This window comes from Streptomyces hokutonensis, assembly GCF_042751305.1.
Lineage (GTDB): Bacteria > Actinomycetota > Actinomycetes > Streptomycetales > Streptomycetaceae > Streptomyces > Streptomyces hokutonensis_A.
Map to the genome: position 1 here is coordinate 94134 of NZ_JBHYWD010000025.1, position 19988 is coordinate 114121.

Annotated in this window: 18 protein-coding genes and 7 pseudogenes; 12 read left to right on the top strand and 13 right to left on the bottom strand. The window is 68.6% G+C overall.

Features of this window, described 5'->3' with window-relative positions; all coding sequences use genetic code 11:
• Positions 1-481: 481 nt before the first annotated feature.
• From ACFXC1_RS42015 to ACFXC1_RS42025, 3 genes are all read right to left on the bottom strand, one after another.
• Positions 482-1891, bottom strand: a complete 1410-nt coding sequence (locus ACFXC1_RS42015; protein ID WP_381253192.1) for an ISL3 family transposase — start codon at positions 1889-1891, stop codon at positions 482-484.
• The gene (locus ACFXC1_RS42020; RefSeq protein ID WP_381253349.1) at positions 1804-2046 is read right to left on the bottom strand and encodes a transposase family protein; all 243 of its coding nucleotides are present in this window, start codon (positions 2044-2046) and stop codon (positions 1804-1806) included. The genes ACFXC1_RS42015 and ACFXC1_RS42020 overlap by 88 nt, the downstream gene beginning before the upstream one ends.
• 187 nt (positions 2047-2233) lie before the next feature.
• Complete coding sequence (locus tag ACFXC1_RS42025; RefSeq protein WP_381253194.1) at positions 2234-2977, bottom strand: hypothetical protein; 744 nt, start codon at positions 2975-2977, stop codon at positions 2234-2236.
• A gap of 314 nt (positions 2978-3291) precedes the next feature.
• Between ACFXC1_RS42025 and ACFXC1_RS42030 the strand changes: the two are divergent.
• Positions 3292-3750, top strand: a pseudogene (locus ACFXC1_RS42030) (IS701 family transposase); the annotation flags it as partial.
• Between the two features lie 144 nt (positions 3751-3894).
• Here ACFXC1_RS42030 and ACFXC1_RS42035 read toward each other — a convergent pair.
• Positions 3895-4638 carry an SDR family oxidoreductase gene (locus ACFXC1_RS42035; protein ID WP_381253200.1) on the bottom strand — a complete coding sequence of 248 codons (744 nt, stop codon included), beginning with the start codon at positions 4636-4638 and terminating at the stop codon, positions 3895-3897.
• A gap of 104 nt (positions 4639-4742) precedes the next feature.
• Between ACFXC1_RS42035 and ACFXC1_RS42040 the strand changes: the two genes are divergently transcribed.
• Both ACFXC1_RS42040 and ACFXC1_RS42045 read left to right on the top strand, forming a co-directional pair.
• Positions 4743-5591, top strand: a complete 849-nt coding sequence (locus ACFXC1_RS42040) for a LysR family transcriptional regulator (protein WP_381253202.1) — start codon at positions 4743-4745, stop codon at positions 5589-5591.
• A 180-nt stretch (positions 5592-5771) separates the two neighbouring features.
• Positions 5772-6038, top strand: coding sequence for a hypothetical protein (locus ACFXC1_RS42045; protein ID WP_381253205.1), 267 nt, complete (start codon positions 5772-5774; stop codon positions 6036-6038).
• A 7-nt stretch (positions 6039-6045) separates the two neighbouring features.
• Here the strand turns inward: ACFXC1_RS42045 and ACFXC1_RS42050 are convergent, their stop codons facing one another.
• The 3 genes from ACFXC1_RS42050 to ACFXC1_RS42060 form a co-directional block, all read right to left on the bottom strand.
• Positions 6046-6438: a hypothetical protein gene (locus tag ACFXC1_RS42050; RefSeq protein WP_381253208.1), complete on the bottom strand. Its 393-nt coding sequence runs from the start codon at positions 6436-6438 to the stop codon at positions 6046-6048.
• Positions 6439-6653: 215 nt separating this feature from the next.
• Positions 6654-6959, bottom strand: coding sequence for a barstar family protein (locus ACFXC1_RS42055; RefSeq protein ID WP_381253211.1), 306 nt, complete (start codon positions 6957-6959; stop codon positions 6654-6656).
• A complete protein-coding gene (locus ACFXC1_RS42060; protein ID WP_381253214.1) occupies positions 6850-7653 on the bottom strand; it encodes an ATP-binding protein in 804 nt (267 codons plus the stop codon). The genes ACFXC1_RS42055 and ACFXC1_RS42060 overlap by 110 nt, the downstream gene beginning before the upstream one ends.
• Before the next feature lie 106 nt (positions 7654-7759).
• Between ACFXC1_RS42060 and ACFXC1_RS42065 the strand changes: the two genes are divergently transcribed.
• Positions 7760-8041: a hypothetical protein gene (locus ACFXC1_RS42065; protein ID WP_381253352.1), complete on the top strand. Its 282-nt coding sequence runs from the start codon at positions 7760-7762 to the stop codon at positions 8039-8041.
• A gap of 37 nt (positions 8042-8078) precedes the next feature.
• Here ACFXC1_RS42065 and istA read toward each other — a convergent pair.
• Positions 8079-9554: pseudogene (gene istA / locus ACFXC1_RS42070) on the bottom strand (IS21 family transposase).
• Between the two features lie 201 nt (positions 9555-9755).
• Positions 9756-10229: a hypothetical protein gene (locus ACFXC1_RS42075; RefSeq protein WP_381253216.1), complete on the bottom strand. Its 474-nt coding sequence runs from the start codon at positions 10227-10229 to the stop codon at positions 9756-9758.
• A gap of 303 nt (positions 10230-10532) precedes the next feature.
• On the opposite strand from ACFXC1_RS42075, the gene ACFXC1_RS42080 reads away from it, so the two are divergent.
• Together ACFXC1_RS42080 and ACFXC1_RS42085 are read left to right on the top strand one after the other, a co-directional pair.
• A complete protein-coding gene (locus tag ACFXC1_RS42080; RefSeq protein ID WP_381253219.1) occupies positions 10533-11093 on the top strand; it encodes a SigE family RNA polymerase sigma factor in 561 nt (186 codons plus the stop codon).
• A gap of 18 nt (positions 11094-11111) precedes the next feature.
• Positions 11112-11837 carry a hypothetical protein gene (locus tag ACFXC1_RS42085; RefSeq protein ID WP_381253222.1) on the top strand — a complete coding sequence of 242 codons (726 nt, stop codon included), beginning with the start codon at positions 11112-11114 and terminating at the stop codon, positions 11835-11837.
• A 791-nt stretch (positions 11838-12628) separates the two neighbouring features.
• Here ACFXC1_RS42085 and ACFXC1_RS42090 read toward each other — a convergent pair.
• Positions 12629-13321: a TetR/AcrR family transcriptional regulator gene (locus tag ACFXC1_RS42090; RefSeq protein WP_381253224.1), complete on the bottom strand. Its 693-nt coding sequence runs from the start codon at positions 13319-13321 to the stop codon at positions 12629-12631.
• Positions 13322-13791: 470 nt separating this feature from the next.
• Positions 13792-13920: pseudogene (locus ACFXC1_RS42095) on the bottom strand (IS481 family transposase); the annotation flags it as partial.
• Positions 13921-14155: 235 nt separating this feature from the next.
• Here ACFXC1_RS42095 and ACFXC1_RS42100 point away from each other — a divergent pair.
• Positions 14156-14708: pseudogene (locus tag ACFXC1_RS42100) on the top strand (transposase family protein); the annotation flags it as partial.
• A gap of 162 nt (positions 14709-14870) precedes the next feature.
• On the opposite strand, the gene ACFXC1_RS42105 reads toward ACFXC1_RS42100, so the two are convergent.
• Entirely contained in the window at positions 14871-15479 is a 609-nt protein-coding gene (locus ACFXC1_RS42105; RefSeq protein ID WP_381253227.1) for a TetR/AcrR family transcriptional regulator, read from the bottom strand.
• A 55-nt stretch (positions 15480-15534) separates the two neighbouring features.
• Between ACFXC1_RS42105 and ACFXC1_RS42110 the strand changes: the two genes are divergently transcribed.
• Positions 15535-15954 (top strand): VOC family protein, encoded by a 420-nt coding sequence (locus ACFXC1_RS42110; protein WP_381253230.1) that lies wholly within the window; start codon positions 15535-15537, stop codon positions 15952-15954.
• A gap of 6 nt (positions 15955-15960) precedes the next feature.
• Here ACFXC1_RS42110 and ACFXC1_RS42115 read toward each other — a convergent pair.
• A pseudogene (locus ACFXC1_RS42115) lies at positions 15961-16703 on the bottom strand (LysR substrate-binding domain-containing protein); the annotation flags it as partial.
• Here ACFXC1_RS42115 and ACFXC1_RS42120 point away from each other — a divergent pair.
• The 4 genes and pseudogenes from ACFXC1_RS42120 to ACFXC1_RS42135 all read left to right on the top strand — a co-directional run.
• Positions 16689-17053: pseudogene (locus tag ACFXC1_RS42120) on the top strand (transposase family protein); the annotation flags it as partial. The pseudogenes ACFXC1_RS42115 and ACFXC1_RS42120 overlap by 15 nt on opposite strands.
• Positions 17054-17071: 18 nt before the next feature.
• The gene (locus tag ACFXC1_RS42125) at positions 17072-17908 is read left to right on the top strand and encodes a hypothetical protein (protein ID WP_381253233.1); all 837 of its coding nucleotides are present in this window, start codon (positions 17072-17074) and stop codon (positions 17906-17908) included.
• Positions 17909-18219: 311 nt separating this feature from the next.
• Positions 18220-18483: pseudogene (locus ACFXC1_RS42130) on the top strand (IS110 family transposase); the annotation flags it as partial.
• A gap of 127 nt (positions 18484-18610) precedes the next feature.
• A complete protein-coding gene (locus tag ACFXC1_RS42135) occupies positions 18611-19510 on the top strand; it encodes a YwqG family protein (RefSeq protein ID WP_381253239.1) in 900 nt (299 codons plus the stop codon).
• The last annotated feature ends 478 nt before the right edge of the window (positions 19511-19988 follow it).

A 19988-nucleotide genomic window follows, 5' to 3' on the forward strand; every position in this document is an offset into this window, starting at 1 on the left:
CCGTTGTGGATTCAACCGGTCGAAGGTATGTGGTCGCACATGAAGAGGGCGCAGGCCGAGCTCGCGTTCCGAGGGCGGGGTTCGGGTCAGGGTCCTACCCGGCGCCAGTCCGTCACCGGGCCGGGGTCCGTGTGGTCCGCAGGCAATGCCGCGTAGTTGAGCGGTGTCCGCGCTGGTCAAGGGCATAGAGGCATGGCCTGCGAGGGTGTAGAGAGCGCGCCCCGTCTTGCGGATGATGCCCTCGCTTGACCATTGGGACAGTTGAACGCAGAAGCTGTTCAGGTTGGTGATGCCCAGCATGCGTGCGAGTTCGCGCCCGTGCCGGGCTCGGCGGCGAGGATGGCGAGCACGCGGTGCCGGCGGCCCGCGGTCGGCGACGTCCGGGAAGGGGCGGGTGTCGGTGTGTGGGCGGCCGGGCTCCATGAACGGCGATGGTGTGGACGATCGCGTAATTCGGCTCTGGCGATGATCACGTGATGGGTCAGGGTGTCAGGAGTATTCGGAGTCCGAGGAGGTCGAGGTTGGCTCTCCCGTAGCACTGGCGTTTGAGGGCCTTGGCTCGTGTGACTGCTCCCTCCACGGCGCCGGAGTTGTGTTCCAGGCTCAGGCCGTTGGTGACTGCGGCCAGGTCGCGGCGTAGTCCGGTGGCGAAGGTGTGGAGTGCGGGCAGGTCGTCAGCCTCGACGCGCTCGATCCAGTCGGTGATTTCGGTGCCGCGTCTGCCGGTCACGATGGCGGCGAAGGAGCGAGCGTGGCCGTCCAGGCGGTGCAGATGCTCGCACCGTGTGAGGAGGTCTTTGATCTCCAGGGTCTCGTCGTGATCCAGGTGGTCGGGGTGGCTGAGGATCCAGCGGCTGATCTTCCGGGGCTTGGGAATCATCGGGCCTGACGGGGTCGCCCGCCTTCGGACCGGATCGGGACGGCTGCGACTGGTTCCGGGTATTCGGAATGCGCGCAGGCAGCGGCGCACGATCTGCACGCTGCCGGTGAACCCCAGCGGCCTGATCCGCTCGGTGATCACCGCGGCATCGGTGACGCCGGCGTTCCACAACGCGTGGACCTGCTCGCGGTAGCTGTCGAGCTTAGTCACGCGGTTCTCGCACTTCACCAGCAGTTCCGCCGGCGTGGTGGCGTCGGCGAACCGGCGGACGGTCTGCTGGTCCGGGTTCAGCTCACGGCCTACTGCCGCCCGTGACATGCCAGCCGCCAAGCGGCTCTGCACCGCCTCGAAGCGCTCGCGGGTGCGGATAGCCAGTCGCCGCTCCGGGCGCGGTGGCAGCGCGGGCTCCGGCGCGAGGACCGCCGCCGGCACGGGTTCCGGGGTCGGCTCCGGTTCCGGTGTGGCCCACTCGGCCTGGACGCGGAGGCAGTGGTAGTGGGAGTTCACGGTCTTCCCGACCGCTTCGCACAGGTTCTGCCATGAATGAAAGCGGTCTGCCACCTGGATGGCGTCCGGCGCGCCGGTGCGGGCACCCTCGGCATACGCACCTGCGCGATCACGGCATACGACCTCGACGCCCGGGTGCTCGACCAGCCAGGCAGCCACCGTGGCGGCCTCTCGATCCGGCAGGACGTCGATTGGCCGGTGCGTGGCCATATCGATCAGGATGGTGTTGTAGGTGTGACGGCGGCGAATCGCGAGGTCGTCGACCCCTAGTACCTTCACCGCCGGGACCTCGGGTGCTGGCAGCGTGCGGATCATCTTCATGAGCAGGTCGCGGCCGCACGGCATGCCCAGCGTCGTGGCCAGTCGTGCGCCGGCCCGGCCGGCCAGCGCGAGCGCAATGGTTACCAGGGCCTCGGTCAGCACCGGGTCCGCCGCGCGAACGGCGTTATCAGGTGCGGGACTTGCTCGCTGAACGTTGACAGCGCGCACGCAGGATTGGCGCACTTCAAGCGGCGCACCGTCACCACTACCCTCGTCCTGCGCCCCGCCGACGGCGCATCCGCCAGCATCCGCTGGTAGCGCGCGTGAACCCGGGACGACTGCGCCCCGCACCCCGAACATCCCGCGACCTGCGCGGACGACCGCACAAAGAGCGCCACCGGCAACCCATCGGACTCGACCCGGTCGACACTGACAGCTCTCAGATGGGGCAACAACAGCTCAATACTCGAAGATAGGCACGCAGGTCATCCTCTCGGGCTCCACGGAGCCGATCGCGCCAGGGCGCGCTGAACAGCCAACTCCACGTGATCATCACCAGAGCCCGGAAATCCGTGAACACTGACATCAACTCCGTACCTGTCGCGTTTTCCGGGACAGGTACCGCAACCCCTGCTTCATGTAGACGCGGGGGTTCGTATCCAGGTGCCGCGCCCACTCCGGCGGCTGCTGTTCGCCGCGCGCGGCGGCGTAGACCGCCAGCGCGTACCCGTAGATCTCCTCGCTCAGGTAACCCAGCTGGGACCGCGACCACCCGCTGCTGTCCCGCGTGAAGTCGAACGACGCGTTGGCACTGAAGATCCCCAGCCCGAAGTGGACCGTCAGCAGGTCCGTCAGCTGCTCGTGGTCGGGCCGCTGGGCGGTGGTGATCCGCCCCTCGTCCAGGAGCAGCACGTGCCCCAGCTCGTGCGCGATGGTCGCCACCAGCGCCATCGGCTGCCGGGTCAGGTGCTGACTGATCGCCACCACCGGACGTCCGCCCTCGCGCCGGTAGTGCCCGACGGCTCCGCCGCTGCGGTACTGCAGGCCCATCTTCAGCCAGGTCTGCCGCTCGGTGTCGTCGTACGGCTCCACCTCTACCAGCAGCCGTCCGTAGTCCACCCGCATCCGCTTGCACACCCGCCGCACGGTACGCCGGATGTCCTCGTCCGACCCGGCGTAGGCCCCGGGGAAGAACTCGGCCGTCGGCTCCACCGTCCGCTCCGCCCGCACCTCCGGCTCGAACTGGTCAGCCAGCCAGGCCATGTTGTCCTCGACCCACGCCTCCTCGGCCGTTCCCACCGGACACCGCACCGATCCCAGCCACCTCATGGCCTCCCCCTCACCCTGATGTTCCGACCCCCATACTCCTCTTCACACCCACCCCTGACTTCCCCCATGGGCGCGAGACCGACGGCGAGCCGGTCGGGTCCCAGCCCCGCGCCCACACGGCTGCCGCCTCGGCCCGCGGCGACCCCCTGCCCCCGCTCCGACCAGGCCGCGGTCACCGACGGCTGAACCTGGAAGCCCTCAAACGCCAGTGCTACGGGAGAGCCAACTTCGACCTCCTCGGACTCCGAATACTCCTGACACCCTGACCCATTACGTGATCATCGCCAGAGCCGAATCGGCTGACCGTCGACACCGGGCAGCGCCTGAGCTACGTGCTGGCGATCGCCTGCAAGCACCGGTGCGGGCCGCGCGGGCAGAACGCCCGCACCGATTCGGCGATCCTGCCGGAGCACGCCCGGGAGATCCGCTCGGCCGGGGAGGGTGCCCACGGTCTGCGTGAATACGCCTGGGCCCTGGTCCCGCTGCCCGGGGCGAGTGATGACGGCTTCGAAGACGCCCTACTGATCCGCCGCAGCCGCGCCGACGGTGAGCGCGCCTGCTACCTCACCCACACGCCGGCGGGTACCGCGACGGCGGAGATTGCGCGGGCCGCCGGCGCTCGTCGGGCGATCGAGGAGTGCTTCCAGGCCGCGAAGAACGAAGCCGGCCTGGATCACTACCAGGTCCGTCACTACCCGGCCTGGTACCGACCTCTCACCCTGGCCACGGCCGCCGCCCACCTGACCTCCGTGCGGGCTGCCACCGCGTACTAAGTCACGGACGCTCGGTGCCTTTCGGTCCCTCACCTCATGGTCCGCCGACGGCTCGGCCTCGACGGCCTTACCGGCACAGCGTGACGGCGCCGGTCACAAGGACGCGCAGGCGCCATCTCTCCGGGGGCGCGAACCGGAAGCGCGTCACCAGGGCACCTCTCCCTCATCGTCGAAGAAGCGGCCCGTGGGCCCGTCGGCCGATACGGTGGCCAGCCGGATCGCGGCGGCTGCGCCCTGCTGGGGGGTGCGCACTCCCCGGAAGCCGTTGAGGTCGGTCGCCGTGAAGCCGGGGCAGACGGCGTTGATCAGGATGTGGGTGCCGGCCAGTTCCTTGGCGTACTGCACGGTGACGGCGTTGAGGAACGTCTTCGACGGAGCGTAGGCGATGGAGATGGGGCCTGTCTCGGCGCCAGGCGTGGTCTGGAGTGTGAGGGAGCCGACGCTGCTGGAGACGTTCACGATCCGCGGCGACGGCGAGCGGCGCAGCAGAGGGAGCAGGGCGTTGGTGACGCGGATGACGCCGATCACGTTGGTCTCCACGGCCGCCCGTACCCGGTTCACGTCGACCGTGGTGGGCTCCTGGGGTCCGCCGCCGGTGATTCCCGCATTGTTGACGAGCGCGTCGAGCCGCCCGGCCCGTTCCTCCATCAGCCGGGCCGCCGCTGTCACGCTGGCGTCGTCGGTCACATCCAGGGGCACGCCGAACGCGTCGGCTCCGGCCGCGCGCAGCTTGTCCACTGCGGCCTCGCGCCGCTCCTCGTTCCGCGCGCCGATTCCGACGGACCAGCCGAGGGCTCCGAGCCCGGCTGCGATCTCGTATCCGATGCCCTTGTTGGCCCCGGTCACCAGCGCGACCTTGTGGTGGTTCACGGTGTTCGTTTCACTCATGACATCGATCCTTCTCCCCTGCCGGGCAGGGCGTCCAAGACCGTCTGGGTGGACTGCGATACCGCCCGGGTATCGCTCCTGGCCGTCGCGGTTAGGCTGGCGGGGTGGAGACACGTGAGCTGCGGTACTTCGTCGCGGTCGCCGAAGAGCTGCACTTCGGCCGGGCCGCTCAGCGGCTCGGGATCGCCCAGCCCCCGCTGTCGCGGGCGATCGGCGGGCTCGAACGGCGCCTGGGCACGCTCCTGCTGGAGCGCGGCAGCCGGGGTGTCGCCCTGACCGGGGCAGGGGCGGTGCTGCTGCGGGAGGCGCGGGCGGCGCTGGACGCCGTCGAGGCCGCCGAACGGCGCACCCGCCGGGCCGCACCCGCGGCGGCCGGCCGACCCGCCGTGGTCCTGGCCGCGAAGGCGGGCGCCTCCGGTGAACTGCTGGCGAAACTCCTCGACGCTTATGCCGCCGAGCCCGGCGCGGTCGCCGTGGACGTCGTGCTGTGCGGGCCGGGCGAGCAGGCACAGTTCCTGCACGACGGCCGGGCCGACGTAGCCCTGCTGCACCGGCCATTCGACGACACGGCCGGCTTCGACACCGAGGACCTGTACTCCGAGGGCCAGGTCGCGATTCTCCCGGCGGGCCACCCCCTCGGCGCCCGCACCCACGTGCGGCTCGCCGAGGTCACCTACCTTCCCGACCTGCCCCTGCCCCGCTGGCCGCGCCCTGACGGCACCTTCCCGGACGGCCCCGGGCCACAGGTGCGCGACCACACCCAACTCACCCAGCTCATCGCCCTCGGCCGCGCCTGCGCGGTCGTGCCGGAGTCGGGGCGCACCGTTCTGCGCGAGGACCTCACCGTCGTACCGGTCCCCGACGCCCCCCACGTCACCACGGTCATCGCCTGGCCCCGGCACAGCCGCTCAACGGCGGTCGCGGGGCTGGTCCGCGCCGCCACCGCCCTGTGACCGACGGCGGTGAACGCCAGGAAACCGTGCTGGATTTAGGGGACAGCCCCCGGTCTGCCATCAACTCCCGACACATCGTGCGGGACGAGGTGACCGGTCTGCACCGGCATCGCGCCCGTGGCACAGCCAGGCTGCAACGCCAAATGAGAACAAGCCTTCCTTGAGCGCGACCACGAACTCGTGGTCCAGGCGCCGCACGTCATGGTCACCAAAGGAACAAAGGCCGGGCGCAGCCCGGCCTCAACTGCCCATCTTTCCCACGTTCTTGACGACTGCGGATTCCCACCACGGATGATCCGCAGTACCCGTCTGCTCGACTTGGTGAACACCATGGACCCCAAACTCGTTGCTGCGGCCTTCGGCATGGACCCGCAAGCCACCTTGATCTATCTGTCCGATCGCGTCGACGAGACCCGCTTGTCGCAGTGGGAGACGGACAGAACCTGATCCATCGTCAGAGTTCGTAGGGGTAGAGACTGACCTTCTCGCGCTCGATGAAGAGCTCGACCCACGTGTCGCCGACATCCTCGGGCAGCGGATCAGCAAGGTCCAGCAGGATATTCGTGCCATCCAGGTCCATAACGGCGGCACCGTCCTCAGTGAGGCTCAGCCGTCCCCGCAGGACCACGCAGTGCCCGCCAGTCCGGAGCCCAGGGATTCCAACGGCCGGCTTGGCGTTCTGCCCCCAGACGATGTCCTCGTCGATTGTCCACTCGACGTGGCACTCGCCGCACTCTGCGGCCCGGTCCCCGCACCAGCGGACTGCGGTGTGACCGAACGAGGTCCGGACATCGGCCAGCCAAGCACTTCCGGGAAACTTTGCCCCCCTCACCAATTCGATCAACACCGCTCGATCATGCAGCATCCGCGTCGCTGCCGGAACTCGTTGTCGGCGTACGGACTCATCTCCCCGATTGCGTACAGATCGATGTCCCCAACTGTTTCCTCCTCCTGGTGCGCGATGCTTGCCGGAGCGGTGAAGACCAGGCATTGATGGTCACTGAAGCCGCAGGACGCCAGGGGCACGATCTTCGAAGATCGTGATCAGCCAGTCGAAGACGGTCAGCCCGTGCTGTGCATGCGCCGCAGCCAGATCCGCGCTGACAGCAGGACGGTTCGTGGGATGGCACCGTGAGAGGCGAATCTCCAGCTGGCGAGCCGTCTCCGGATAGCCCAGATACTCGCGAGACGCCTGGTGGTCACGCCATTCAACAACCTAGTCGTCATCGTCGGGCTGCCGAAGCCGCCGCTGAGGCAGTCAGCGAAGGCGTCGAGGTTCTTGCCGAAGTAGCCTCCAGGGCCATTGACCGCCTCGCCGATGAGTCGCCAGAAGTCTTCCAGCGTCCTCACCTGGGTGCCGTTGAGCACGTATATCGCCGTCACGGCACGAAGGATACGTCCAGCTCGATGATCTACCTCTCCAATTTGAACCCGTGCTGTTCAGCCGCTGCCCGGCACGGGTTCGCCGGAACATGTGCGCTTTCGAGGGGTGAATGTTGCTGGTCACAGCGATGGACCGGCGTTCGTAGGCGGCATCGATGATCCGGTAGAACGCCTCGGCGGCGTCTTCCCCGACGGGCAGCAGGCCGATGTCGTCGATGACGATGAGGTCCGCGCGGCAGATCCGGGCGACGGTCCGTGCGGTGGACCCGTCGACCTTCGATTTGCCGATCGCGGTGCTCAGCGTCTCCAGGGTGAACCGGGACACCCGCAGATCGTTTTCGATCGCGGCCTGGGCCAGGCCCTCGGTGAAGTGGCTCTTGCCTGTCCCCGACGGGCCGGCGATCACCAGATTCTCGCGGCCGATCCACTCGAGGGTGATCAGGGAGTTCTGGGTGGGTTCGGGGATGGTGGAGTCCTCGGCCCGCCAGGAGCCCAGGGTCTTGACGGTGGGGAAGTTCGCCGAGTGGCGACGAAGACGCCGGGTGGCGGCGTCGCGGCCGGTGACCTCCTCGGATATCAGCAGCCGCAACACCTCGGCGGGGTCCCAGCGTTGGGCTCGGGCGGTGGCCAGGACGTCCGGGGCCGCTTTGCGCATATAGGGCAGGCGCATGCGGCGCATGAGCTTGTCGAGCTCCTCGGGCAGAGCCGGGGCCTGGGGAAACGTCATGGTCGTTAATTCCTTCGTCGGTCAGGATTGGCGCCGATAGTCTCGACGGGTGATCGATATGCAGGTACGCGGTGACAGCGGCGACGTCATAGCCCGGGCCGAGGGCGGGTTGCGGTGGACCTCCGCTTTCGGTGATCTGAATCCGGGGCTGTTCCCGATGCTCTGGGGCCTGATTCCCTATGGGGATGCGGTCTTCAACCATCGGCAGGTGTCGCTGCTGCTGGCGGAACTCGACGGGCTCCCGGCCGCTTGCGGCGGTGACTGGGTCGGGCAGGCTCGCGAGTTGTGCCAGGTAGTCGAGCAGGGGTCACACCGTTATCTGTGGTTTGTCGGCGACTGACCGCAGGGTCGTGAGTCAACTTCCTTGAAGTCGTTGCCTACTGGCCCAGGGCTTGCCAGCCGATGGTTCCGTTCTGGACGGAGTGGGCCTCGTCCGCGCGGACGACCTCGCCGGCGGGCTTGCTGTCGGCGATGTGTCCCAGGATCGAGAGCAAGTCGTCGTCGGCGAAGCGCCCGGCCGTGGCTGCAAGGCCGAGGGCCTGGTCGACTTTGTCGTTGCCCAGGACGGTGGCGAGCTCGACCGCGCAGGCCATCTTGGCGCGGATGCGGGTGGCGCCGGCGGGTCCGGCTTCCTTGAGCCAGCGCCCGGCTCCGGGGCCGATGCCCACGAACGCGATCTCCGCTTCCGAGCGGGGCCGCAGCCGCGGCTGGTGGATGCTGCGGCCGTCGGGATGGTCGGGATAGTGCGCGTCGATGATCTGCGGAACACCCGGGGTCGAGAGATGGTGGCGCCAAATCTCCGACAGGTCACCGGAGTTGGTGCGGGCGGTGATGGACAGTTCCTCGCCGACCACCCGGCACCACACCTTGGCGCCGGTATAGCCCGGCGGGGTCGAGTAGCGCACCGAGTTGAAGCTGATGGTGCGGTCCGAGCCGACCAGTCTCTCCTCGCCCAGTGCGAGCGCGAGCGGCTCGATGGGCAGGACATGCAGCGTGGTGCGTTCAATGTCGAGGCGGTCGACGGGTATCTGCCCGGTCGCCCGGTGACGGCGGGAGTTCACCGCATCACACCAGGTCAGGCAGGCATCGGCGAGCTCGGCGAAGGTGTCGTAGGCGGCCAGCAGGTTCGCATCCGTGGGGACCAGGTCGGCCTTCGCGATGCGGACTGTGGCCTCCGCGCCGCCCTTCGATTCCGGGTCCTAGGGCACACAACTGACCACCTGGCAGCCGTAATGCCGGCCCGCGGCGACCATCTGCGGATGCCGCACCGGAATCCCGGCGATGTGCTCGACGGTCACCGTCTTCGCATTGCCGGTCAGCACATACGTCGGCGCCCCGCCGATCCGCCGGAGCGTGGTGTCCAGACAGGCCACCAAAGTACCCAACGTGCAGTCCCAGACCGGGATCACCACCCGGAACCGCGATCAGGACAGCCATGCGCAGAACAGCCAGGTCCGACGCCCCGCAATGCGCGGACCCTCACCCCAGTCGAACTGCAGCCACCGGCCCGGCTCGGGAATCCACGGGCGGTACGTTCGTCGCTTGCCCGCCTTCCACACGGTCTTTGCCGTGTTCACAGCCCGTCTCGTCGAGCGTTCGCTGCCCCGGTAGCCCATCTTCACGAGCTTGTCGTGGACCACATCGGCGCGGATCGTCGCCTTCGACTGCTCGACCCACTCCTCGACCTTCTCCAGGAACGCGTCAATCATCTTCGGCCGCGGCTCTCGCTCATAGGGATTGCGCCCGCCGTTGCGGGCCTCGACATACCGCTTGACCGTCTTCGGGTCGTGCCCCGTCAAGGTCGCCGCAGACCAGACCGTCCCGGTCAGGTCGTACGCCTCAAGGATTTCCATAATCTCCGTGTCAGACTTCGTCACAGGACCTCTCCGGCCGGTGGCTGATGCGTGGGAACACCAGCAAACGGTCGGAGGGGTCTCCTCCAGTTAAGGAAGTGATCAGGAACACCACTGGTCAGACGGCCGGCCACCTGGAATTCCGGTGACCGTCAGCCTGGACTCGGCTGGCCGCACATCTGGACTTTGCCACGGCCGCCGTCAGATGGCCTTCCGCGCGGCCACGAGGGAGACCTGGCCCCTGCAGACCGCGGTGTGCAGCTTCGTCTCCACCGGGTCCTTCGCGTTGTTGACCCCCGAGCCCTTCTTGTGGCCGGGATCGGCCGGCTCCACCCACAAGTTGCGGCAGTCGTTGGGATCTCCGCCCAGCTGCAGGCTGATCAGGTGGTCGTACTCGGCATCCGACATACTGCCCGTGAAGCCGTACGAGGCGGCGTTCAGCCTCTTCTCCTTGCCCGTCACATACGCGGACGGACGCACCCCCGAGGTGTAGCCGCCCGTGCGGCAGATCGTCGACTTCAGATTCGCCTGCGTGACCGCCGGGGACACCGCGCCCGGCGTGCACTTCGGAGCCTCCAGCGGCTCACCTTTCAGATACCGGTGGCGGCAGGTGCCTGCGGCCGGCTGCTGCTGCACCGCGTAGTGCTTCTGCGGACCCGCCCCCACCGCGCTCACCCGCCCAAGTCGGCGAGTACAAGGCGCCCGGTCTCCCCCGGCTGGAGGCAGACCGCGCGGCCCGGCAGACACATATCGATCGGCGAAGCCCCCGAAGCCGCAACGGCGATCGCCCGCCGCCCCGTGCAACCCGCGCGCCCTTCCGGGGGTGTTATTTACGGAAGTTCGCGCTCACCGACCGGGGCGCGGAGCACGACATGAAGGAAACGGGGAAGCCGGGATGTGCGTATGACCAGCCCTTGTACGCCTGCCGCCTCTGGGCGAGAGGCTGCGGACAGAGCGGACCGGGAAGCGGCCGACAGGATGAGAACGGGCCGGAAGGAGAACCCGCCCGAGGCGGACGTCGACGTGGGGGACTTCGAGACGTACGCGACCGCCCGCTGGTCGTGGATGCTTCGCTTCGCCTACCTGCTGACCTACGGCGACCACCACGAGGCGGAGGATCTCGTCCAGACCACACTTGCCAAGGTGTACCTGCGCTGGGATCACATACGCACCCTCGGAGCGCCCGACCGTTACATCCGGCGCGCGCTGATCAACAACAACACCACGCGACAGCGCAAACGACGGGTCGTCCACTTCCTCACCCCACACCTGACCGAGCCGGGCACACACGCCGGCCACATCAACGACCACGACAGCTACGACATGCGCACCGAACTCCTCGCCGCGCTCGCCACCCTCCCGCCCCGCCAACGCGCCGTCGTCGTGCTGCGCTACTGGGAGTGCCTGGGAGAGCAGGAGACCGCGGACATCCTCGGTTGCTCAGCCGGCACCGTGAAGAGCCAGGCGAGCCGGGCCCTGAAGAAGCTGCGCGACTGCGCGGTCCTGTCCGACTACGCCGCGACAGCGGCACAAAGCTGAGGGGAAAGGGCCCACACGATGACGACCGACATGTCACCGCAGCCACCGGTACCCGAACTGTGGCAGGCACTCGACGACGCCGCGCACGGCTGCACCCCACCGTCGTTCCCGCACGAACGGATCATGCGGCGCAGCCGGACCATCGCACGACGACGCCGGTGGGCGGCGGCCACCCTTGGCGCGGCCCTTCTGGTGCCCGTGGGTATCGAGATCGCGACCCTGTCCGAGCCGACGCCCTCGCACAGCGTCACCAGTACCGACCCCACACCCGCGCACTCCCCCACCCGGCCGGCGTCGCCGAGCCCCCAAACCCAGGTGCGGATCGTAAGCCCCGGGGAGAAGGTCCAGGCCGGACTCGGTGTCTGGTACCTGCTCAAGCCCAGGGAGTTCTGCGACGCGGCACCCGGTCACGAAAAACCCGTCTGTGTGGGCTACCTCGACGTCAACCAGCCAGGCGCGGTGCCGATGACCATGAACATGCACCCACTCGCCCAAGGAACCGTGTACATCCTGGCCTATACCGGTAAGACCCCGGCCGCCAGGATCACCATGACCCTCAAGGGCCGGACGACCGAACTCCCCATCGTGCGGCTGGACGGCCGACCCGCCTACGTGAGCACCTACGCGGTCGGGCCCCCCGGAAAGGTCGCGCAGGAACAGAAGAGCGGGCAAGGAGCCAACCGTCCCGTCTTCCGGACGTACGGCGCCGACGGCAAGGTACTGGCAGAGATGTCGTCATTCTGAGCACAGCCCGTCGCGGCTGGGCCGGCCCGTGTGGACCCGAGCGTGCCTAGCCGGGTCCATACGACCTCCTGTCGCGAGCGAGCCGCACTCACACGGTGATGACTACCGTGGACGGGTGCATTGCGGTCAGGAACGCGGCACCCGAGATCACAGTCCCTTCGCGGGGTGGGCGAGAGCGATGACGGAATCGCCCACCTGTGCCGCAGCGGCCGCGCACTGGATGAAGCGAGCCGGCGGGACTCGACCACGCGAGGGGCGCGACCAGGGCCGCCAACCCCAGGGGTACTCCTGTGTTCGTGAAGATCCGGGTGAGGATCATCAGGGCGAGTGCCTTCCGGCGGCAGAGACCGTCCCTCGCGCAGCCGCCTGTCACTGACCCGCTCCGGACTCTGCGGGTCGCATCATCAAGCACCTGTAGCTGCTGTGGCCCGGACGGACGACCCTGTCGGTGGTGGCGCCGTGCCATGCTGCGCATCACCGGACCGAAGTCCAGTGAACGGCTGCACCACGGTCGGCGCCCAGCAGCAACGGCGGCGATTCCGTCAGAGCGCTCACGAACGCCCGCACCCCGACCTCCGTCAAGCGTGCGTTACCTGCGTGCCCGGGCAGACCGTCCGGCGGTCCAAGCCCGCACCCGACGCAGAGGCCCCCAGCTGGGCCCGGCACCGTGCGGCTGCGGGATCCCCGGTCGCTTCCACGAACACCGACACGGCGACTTCTCCCCTTCCGCATTCGCCACCGGCGCAGCCGCCGCCACTGCCAGGCCCCACTCCCCGGGGAAACGAGGTGCTTCAGTCCGCGGAGGTCTCCAGCGGTGCCGGCGGGGCCGTCACCCTCTTGGCGAGGAACTCGCGCATGAGGTCCTCGACTTCTTCGAACTCCCGGCCCGGGGCCGCGAAGCCGCGGAAGAGGGTTTTGCAGTACTCACGGGAAAGGGACTCCGCATCCCACTCGCCGTCGAGTCTGACCCATTGGTAGGTGTGGTTGTGCATGTTGAGGAACTGGAGCGTGGCCAGCCTCGGGTCCAGCTCGCGGAACGAACCATCCTCCATCGCGAGCACGAGAAGCCCCTGCACAATGTCCTCGAACTCCCGGCGCTGGCCCAGCAGCCGGGCCAAGTTGGCACCGTCCAGGTTGCGGTAATCATGCTCGTAGACCCAGACGTGATCGAGCCTGGCCAGGATGTTCTCCACCAGTGTCTGCGACAGCATCCGCAGCTTCAGGACCGGGTCGGCTTCCACTCCCGCGATCCGGCGCGCGGAGGCCAGCAGGGGCCGCATGACCCGGTCCTGGATCTCGACAAGAAGGTTCTCCTTCGAGCCGATGTAGTAGTACAAGGCGCCTTTCGCCAGTCCGACCACGGTGCCCAGCTCAACAATGCCGGTCGCCGCGTACCCCTTCCGCGCGAACAGCGCCGCCGCCTTGTCGATGATGTCCTGTCGCCTGATCTCATAGTCCGGACCGTGTCCCGGTGGTCTCCCCATAACGCGCAACCCTAAGCCGTCCCGCCAACGACCGCCCCCGCCGACATGATCATGGGCCCAGCCCCTCGAACTCACCAGACATCAGACCCACCGGACCCGACAACGCACATCCCGTGGCCACAAAAAGATCAGCCCGACGACAGCCTGTACTCCCCCTCGGCCTCACCACCCCCGGCGAACGCATCACCTCCCTCGCCCTCACCCCGGGCGCCGCCACCCTCTACGCCACCAGTGCGCACGTCCCACTTCCAGCGCTATCCCGTCAACGCCTCATACCCAGCCACCTGGATCTGCGCCCATACGGGAACGACGCTGTCCCCTGCCCAGTGGCACACCTACATCCCCGACGCCTCGTACCGCGCCGTGTGCCCGGCGAGCGGTTGAGCGCGGGCACCTGTGACGGACCCTCGCTCGAACAGGGGCTAACGCAGTAGGGCCTCTGGAAAGACCATTCCTCCCCAGGCGGGAATGTCGTCCAGGGCGGTGTGCAGGTAGCCGGTGCCGGTCCGGTTGCGTCGGCCTTCGGCGCGTCCTTGAGCGCGGTGGCCGCCACTGTCGGGGAGCCTCGTAGGTCTTGATCGTGTTCGCCTGGGAGTGGGAGCTGTCCCCGTCCGCGTGGGGACGATCCACCTGCCCTTGAGTCGCTGCGTGTTGGAAAGGAAATCCGCTGCGCATGGTTTTGAGACCCAGGTGTACTACGCCCTTCTCAGACGCCGTCCGTGAGCACCTTCCAACCTGCCCAGGGTGACTCGGAGTTGGACAGGCCTGTGGAACGTCGAAGCTCCTGGTGGACGAGTTGTCGACCAGGATCAACCGTCGTTCCAGGAGTTCCGTGTGCTTGTCTATCCGTCGGCCATCGATCTGTCCACCGTGCACCTGCGTCACCTGAGTCGGGTGCTGGCGGTGCGACGTCGGGAGACAGGCAGTCGGTGGCGGAGGCCGACTTCCCGGCGTCAGGCCCTGCTCGCCCTGGCCCATCTGCCGTGTGGCGACTCGTATGCGCAGCTCGCGGCCGGGTTCGGCAACGGGATTGCCACCGTGTACCGCTACGTCCGCGAGGCGATCGACGTTCTGGCCGCGCTGGCGCCCACGCTCACCGAGGCAATGGTGATGGCCCGTTCGAAGGCGTACGTGATCCTGGACGGCACCCGTGCTGCCGATCAACCGGATCGCCGCCGACCGGCCCTACTACTCCGGAGAGAAGCGGCATCACGGTATGAACGTTCAGGTGCTGAGCGATCCGTTCGGACGGCTGCTGTGGGCGTCCCCCGCGCTGCCCGGCGCGACACATGACCTGACGGCGGCACGCGAGCACGCAATCATTGACGCCCTTGCCGAGGCCGGCCTCAAGTGCTGGGCCGACAAGGCGTATCAGGGCGCGGCTGGGAACAGCACCAACCGCAGCACCGCGATCGTCAAGGCCGCGTGCTCACTCTGCACCTCGCAGCCGCGTCAGGATGAAAACACCTCAGTCATCGCGGCCGACGACCATTCGCGGCGCAACCAGCGATCAGGCGAACCGCGTGGCGAGTGCTGGCGCAAGGCGGGATCAGGCGTCGTACTGCCGCGCGATGTCACGGGCCGTGCGGGCAGCTTTGGCCTCCGTGTCGGCGAGAGCCCCACCACCCATGCCGAACAGGCCCTGACGGAGGAACACGGCAAGCCCGTGGGCGGCGCCGGCCACCCGGAGCAGCAGGTCGAACGCGTCGTCCTCGTCGGGAGCAAGGCGGCAGGACACGGGGAGGAGGAGACGGGCCACCTCGTCGCCGGCCGCGGCCAGTTCGTCGAACCGTGACTTGTCCAGGCCCGCGTGGAACGTGATGTCGAACAGTGCCGGCTCCTCGGCGGCGAAGCGGACGTAGGCGGCCGCGAAGGCCGCGAGCTGCTCCACCGGGTCCTCGCTGCCGCTCAGGGCTACGGCGAAACGGGCCTGCTGCTCGCGATAGCCCTGCGTGGCGAGTTCCGCCAGCAGCGTTTCACGGTCGGCGAAGTGCTTGTACGGCGCCGCGACACTCACCTCCGCGCGACGGCTGGCCTCGGCGAGAGTGAAGCCGTGCGGTCCTCGCTCGGCGACCAGTTCCAGGGCTGCCCGCAGCAGGGTGTTGCGCAGGTCCCCGTGGTGACGGCCCGTCGGGCGCCGCTTGACAGGAGGGCTCATGCGCCTAAGGTTAACAGCACTTACCAGGTAAGTATCATTAACCATGGAGGTTGCCATGATCACTGCCCGTTTCCATCACGTCAGCCTCTCGGTCGCCGACCTCGCCGCTCAGGAATCCTGGTACGGCGATGCCTTCGGACTCACCGAGGTGGAGGAGCGAATCGAGATGCCCGAGGCGGGTGTCCGCACCGTTGTGCTGAGCGACGGGGCCGGGCTGCGCGTGGAGTTCGTCGAACGTTCCGGTTCGAGTCCCGTCGCGCACACCGATCCGTTCGCCGCGACCTCCGCGCAGACTTTCACGCACCTCGCGCTTCAGGTTCCAGATCTGGACGCGGTGTTCGCGGTCCTGACCGCGGAACGCGGCGCCGGGGAGGTGTCGCCGCCCGCGCCCGGCGCGACCGACGGGATGCGGTACGCGTACGTCACCGACCCGGAAGGCAACCTCCTCGAGCTGATCGAAACGGCACAGGGCTGACCGGTGTCAGGAGGCATCGGGCATACCCGGGCCGAGGGCCGCCGCGCGCAGGGCCGCTGCCAGGCGCGCCGCCGGCTCGCTCGGCGCCTGAGGAGGGCGGGCGAGGAGCAGTCGCCGTTGTTCCCGGGGACCGCCCCGGACCGGCAGGATGCGGACGCCTTGCGGTGCGGCGGAAACCAGTGATTCTGACACCGTGGTCAACCCGCAGCCCGCGGCCACGAGTTGGAGCTTGGCGAGCCAGTCGCGAGCGGTGTGGGCGATCTCCGCCGGCTCGTCCAGGCCGGGCCACACGCCCATCAGCCGGTCCTCGCCGGAGGCGGAGCCGGCGATCCTGCGCTGCCCGTGCAGATCGGCCACGTCGATGAAGTCGCCGCGGGCCAGTGGATGGTCCGCGGGCACCGCCAGGCGCAGGGCGCGTTCGGTGAGGGTCTGCAGTTCGAGCGGGGGCGACTCGGCGTCCGGCGGGCGGAACGGCGGCGCCGAGGCGAGCAGGGCCAGGTCGAGACTGCCGACCCGCAGGGCGCGCGCCAGTGCCGGGGGGGGCCGCCCTCCCGGGTGGCGACCTGGAGGCCGGGATCCGTCCGGCGCAGGGCGGTCAGGCCGCGGGGGGGGACCAGGGCGGCGCCGGCGCTGGGCAGCCAGCCGAGGCGCACTGTCGCGGCCTGCCGGGCAGGCCGGACGATTCGCGCGGCAGCGCCGATCTCGTCCAGCACGACCGTGGCCCGGCGCATGACGAGCCGCCCGGCCGCCTGTTATGGGCTTCGCCCGCGCTGCCCGGCGCCGTCCACGACATCAAGGCCGCGCGCACCCACGACATCCCCGGCGCGCCCTGGCGCGGGCTGACATCCGCTGGTGGGCGGACAAGGCCTACCCAGGAGCCGGCGGCACCGTCCGCGTCCCCTACCGAGGCCGCTGGCACAAACTCTCGGCAGGCCAGCGAGCTGTCAACACCTCCCACGCCAAGATCCGCGCGCTGCGTGAGCAAGCCACGGCCGCCCTCCAGGTCTGGCGGCTCCTACGCAAGCTCCGGTGCAGCACCACCCGCATCACCGGAATCGTCCAAGCCGTCCTGGCCCTCCATCTCGCCGCAAACACCTGAGGCTGGAAAATGCGCACCATGGCGAATCACCCAGGCTTCGGCGTGCTCTTGACCCGACTTCTGAATCACCGTCGGACGGATGTCACATGGCTGGCCTCGGCGTCCGGCATCTCGGAGATCGAACTCCGCTCGGTGGTCTCGGGCGTGCCCCCGCTGGCTTCGCAGCTCGACGACCTTGCCCCCGCACTCGGTTTTCACGTCGACGACCTCTACGTGATCGCCGATGTCCCGGCACCGGAAGCGCGCGTCCCCTGGGATCCAGCGGCCGGATCCGGAATCGCGAGCCTTGTCAAGATCACGATGGCACTGCCGTCGGACCACAGAGCTCGCGTCCGCTGGATGATCGATCAGCTGCCGCACGAACCCCGAGACCCGCCGTCCCTTCCGCCGCGGACCTATGACCAGCACGAGTCGGGGTTCGGTGCGATGCTCGTCAACCTGCTGTGCGGCAACCGAAACCTGCACTCCCTGACCGCCACGGCCAAGACCCTGGCCCTGCTGACCGATGGCCGCGTGTACCTGGCCGCCTCCACAATCAGCGGAATCGGCCGGGGACGCGTTCCGCTCACTCCGGACCTGGTGACGGGCTTCGCGACCGCCCTCGGCATCTCGCCTGGCGACCTCGCCGCCATCATCGGTGTCGAACTCCCCGAACCGTCGCGGCCCGACGATCCGCTGGCGGCCGAGATGGCGGGGCTGCTCTCGAACTGCCGCCGCTTGACCGCCGCTCAGGCCGAACACGTGTGTAACGAAGCGCAATCGATGCTCGTGGCAGTACCCGATGATGCCATCGGCGAAGACTGGAACCGCGTCTATCACCAGCACGGGAGATGGTGGGGAGCGCCGAGGCGGTGAATGCAGCTTGAGCCGACACGGCTTTCCACACGCCCTGAGCCTGATCCAACCTCGCAGTCTCACGGTGAGGTTGGAAAGGCCTCCCTACGTAGTTCTGCGGGACGCGGTGAGCCCTTCGTATGGTTGACCCGCCCAGGGGTGCCGGGTGTGGTTCAAAAGGCTCTGCCACTTGTGGCTTTCAGTGATTGGCCGCCCGGCGCCTCACGACGACTCGGCTGCCAACTAGGAATTGCGAATGATCGCTGAGTAGGGAATCGACAGCGTGGTCGTCCGTCGGGAGGCTCCAGCACCACACCGCACGGAGGCACCACATGGCCGCGATCTGGACCGGCATCGACGCGGGCAAGACCCACCAGCACTGCGTCACGACCGACGACAGCGGGCACCGGCTGCTGTCCCGACGCGTCGCCGACGACGAAGCCGAACTCCTCGAACTCCTCACCGATGTCCTGGCTTTGGGCGGCGAGGTGACCTGGGGCATCGACCTTGCCGACGGCAGCGCTGCCCTGGCCATCACGCTCCTGCTCAACCACGACCAGCCGGCTGCACACCCATCTGCCGGCGTCGCCTCAAGAGGGCCGCACGGTGATTGTGCCACGAGCTCTTCGGGGGGCGGCTGGTGTGTCGGCGCAGTGATCTAGGCTCCCGTCAGCCAGCAGAGACGATCAGCGTAGTTGTTGAGCCGCAGTCAGGAGTGCCGCCATGACACGCACCACCCCGCCGCGCCCCCTGGATGTCGAGGCGCTGTTCCCTGCGCTCGCGCCGCTCGTCCGGAACGCCACGCGGCTGCACCCGCGGCGCGGGACGCCGACGGTCGAGCACAGCTCCATCGGCGGTCCAGTGCTGTGGCCGGCGGGTGAGCCCTGGCCGGTGTGCCCGGAAGCCTCGCACCGGATCATATCGGGGCGGGAGGTGACCGGGCCGGTGCCGCTGGTGCCGGTGCTGCAGTTGTTCGCGCGGGACGTGCCGACACTGCCGCACCCGACCGGCATGGACCTGCTGCAGTTGTTGTGGTGCCCGGTGGAGGAGTTCCACGCGCTGGACCGTCCGCTCCTGCTGTGGCGCGACTCGACCGCGCTCGACCCCCTGCTGGAACTCCCGCCCGCGCCGCACCCGGACGCGGACAACAACCTGGTGCCGCGCCCCTGTGTGTTCGACCCCGAGCCGGTCACCGATTACCCCTATGCGGACGCCCCGGAGGGGCTGCGCGAGCGGCTCCTCGCCCACGACGAGCCCTTCGTCGAGGAAGAGGAGGAGGGCTGGAGCATGTGGGACCTGCTGATCGTCCCCGGCTGCAAGGTCGGCGGCTTCCCCTCCTGGACGCAGGAACCGGACTGGCCCATCTGCGCGCGCTGCGGGGGCGGGACCGAACACCTGCTCACGCTCACCGGCTGGGAGGGCGACCGGAACTGGATACCGCGCGAGGAGTGGGCCGTCAACGGCTACACGGGAGGGATCGAACCGGCCGCCGACCAGGGGCCCCAGGCGCAGGCCAACCGGGCCCCGCTGGACGTCAGCTTCGGCGACAACGGCGGCCTCTACCTCTTTGCCTGCACCGCCTGCCCGGAAATGCCGCTGGACTTCCGCAGCGACTGCCATTGAAGGGCAGCAACCCACTGACGACCGGCACCGCGGTCCACACGACCCCCAAGACACCCCCGTCACCGTCCGCTGCACCATGAGCAGCTGGTCGCTCCTCAAGAAGACCGCACCGTGACCGTGTTACGAGCTCGAAGCGATCCGGAGGAACGGTCACGGCCGCGACACCCCCCTCTGGCACGACACCAACCGCGCCCTTTGGCAGGAGAGCCTTTTCGCTCGGCTGGAGCCAAGCCAGCCAAGCAGAGCACTCGCAGTCCAACGCCTGCATCTGAGACGAAGACGCTCACGGGGCCTGATCCCGCTGGTCCTGCTCTCCCGCCGACGGCGGACGAGAAGCCAGACCTATCCCACGTCTGGGTCGTCGCCGCCGAGATCGAGGTCACGCCCAAGATCGCGAACGTCGCCGACTACCGAGGCAGCTTTAAGGAGCAGGCAAGCCTCGGCGCGCTGTTGCACCGCCTCCTGGTCAAGGGCCTGT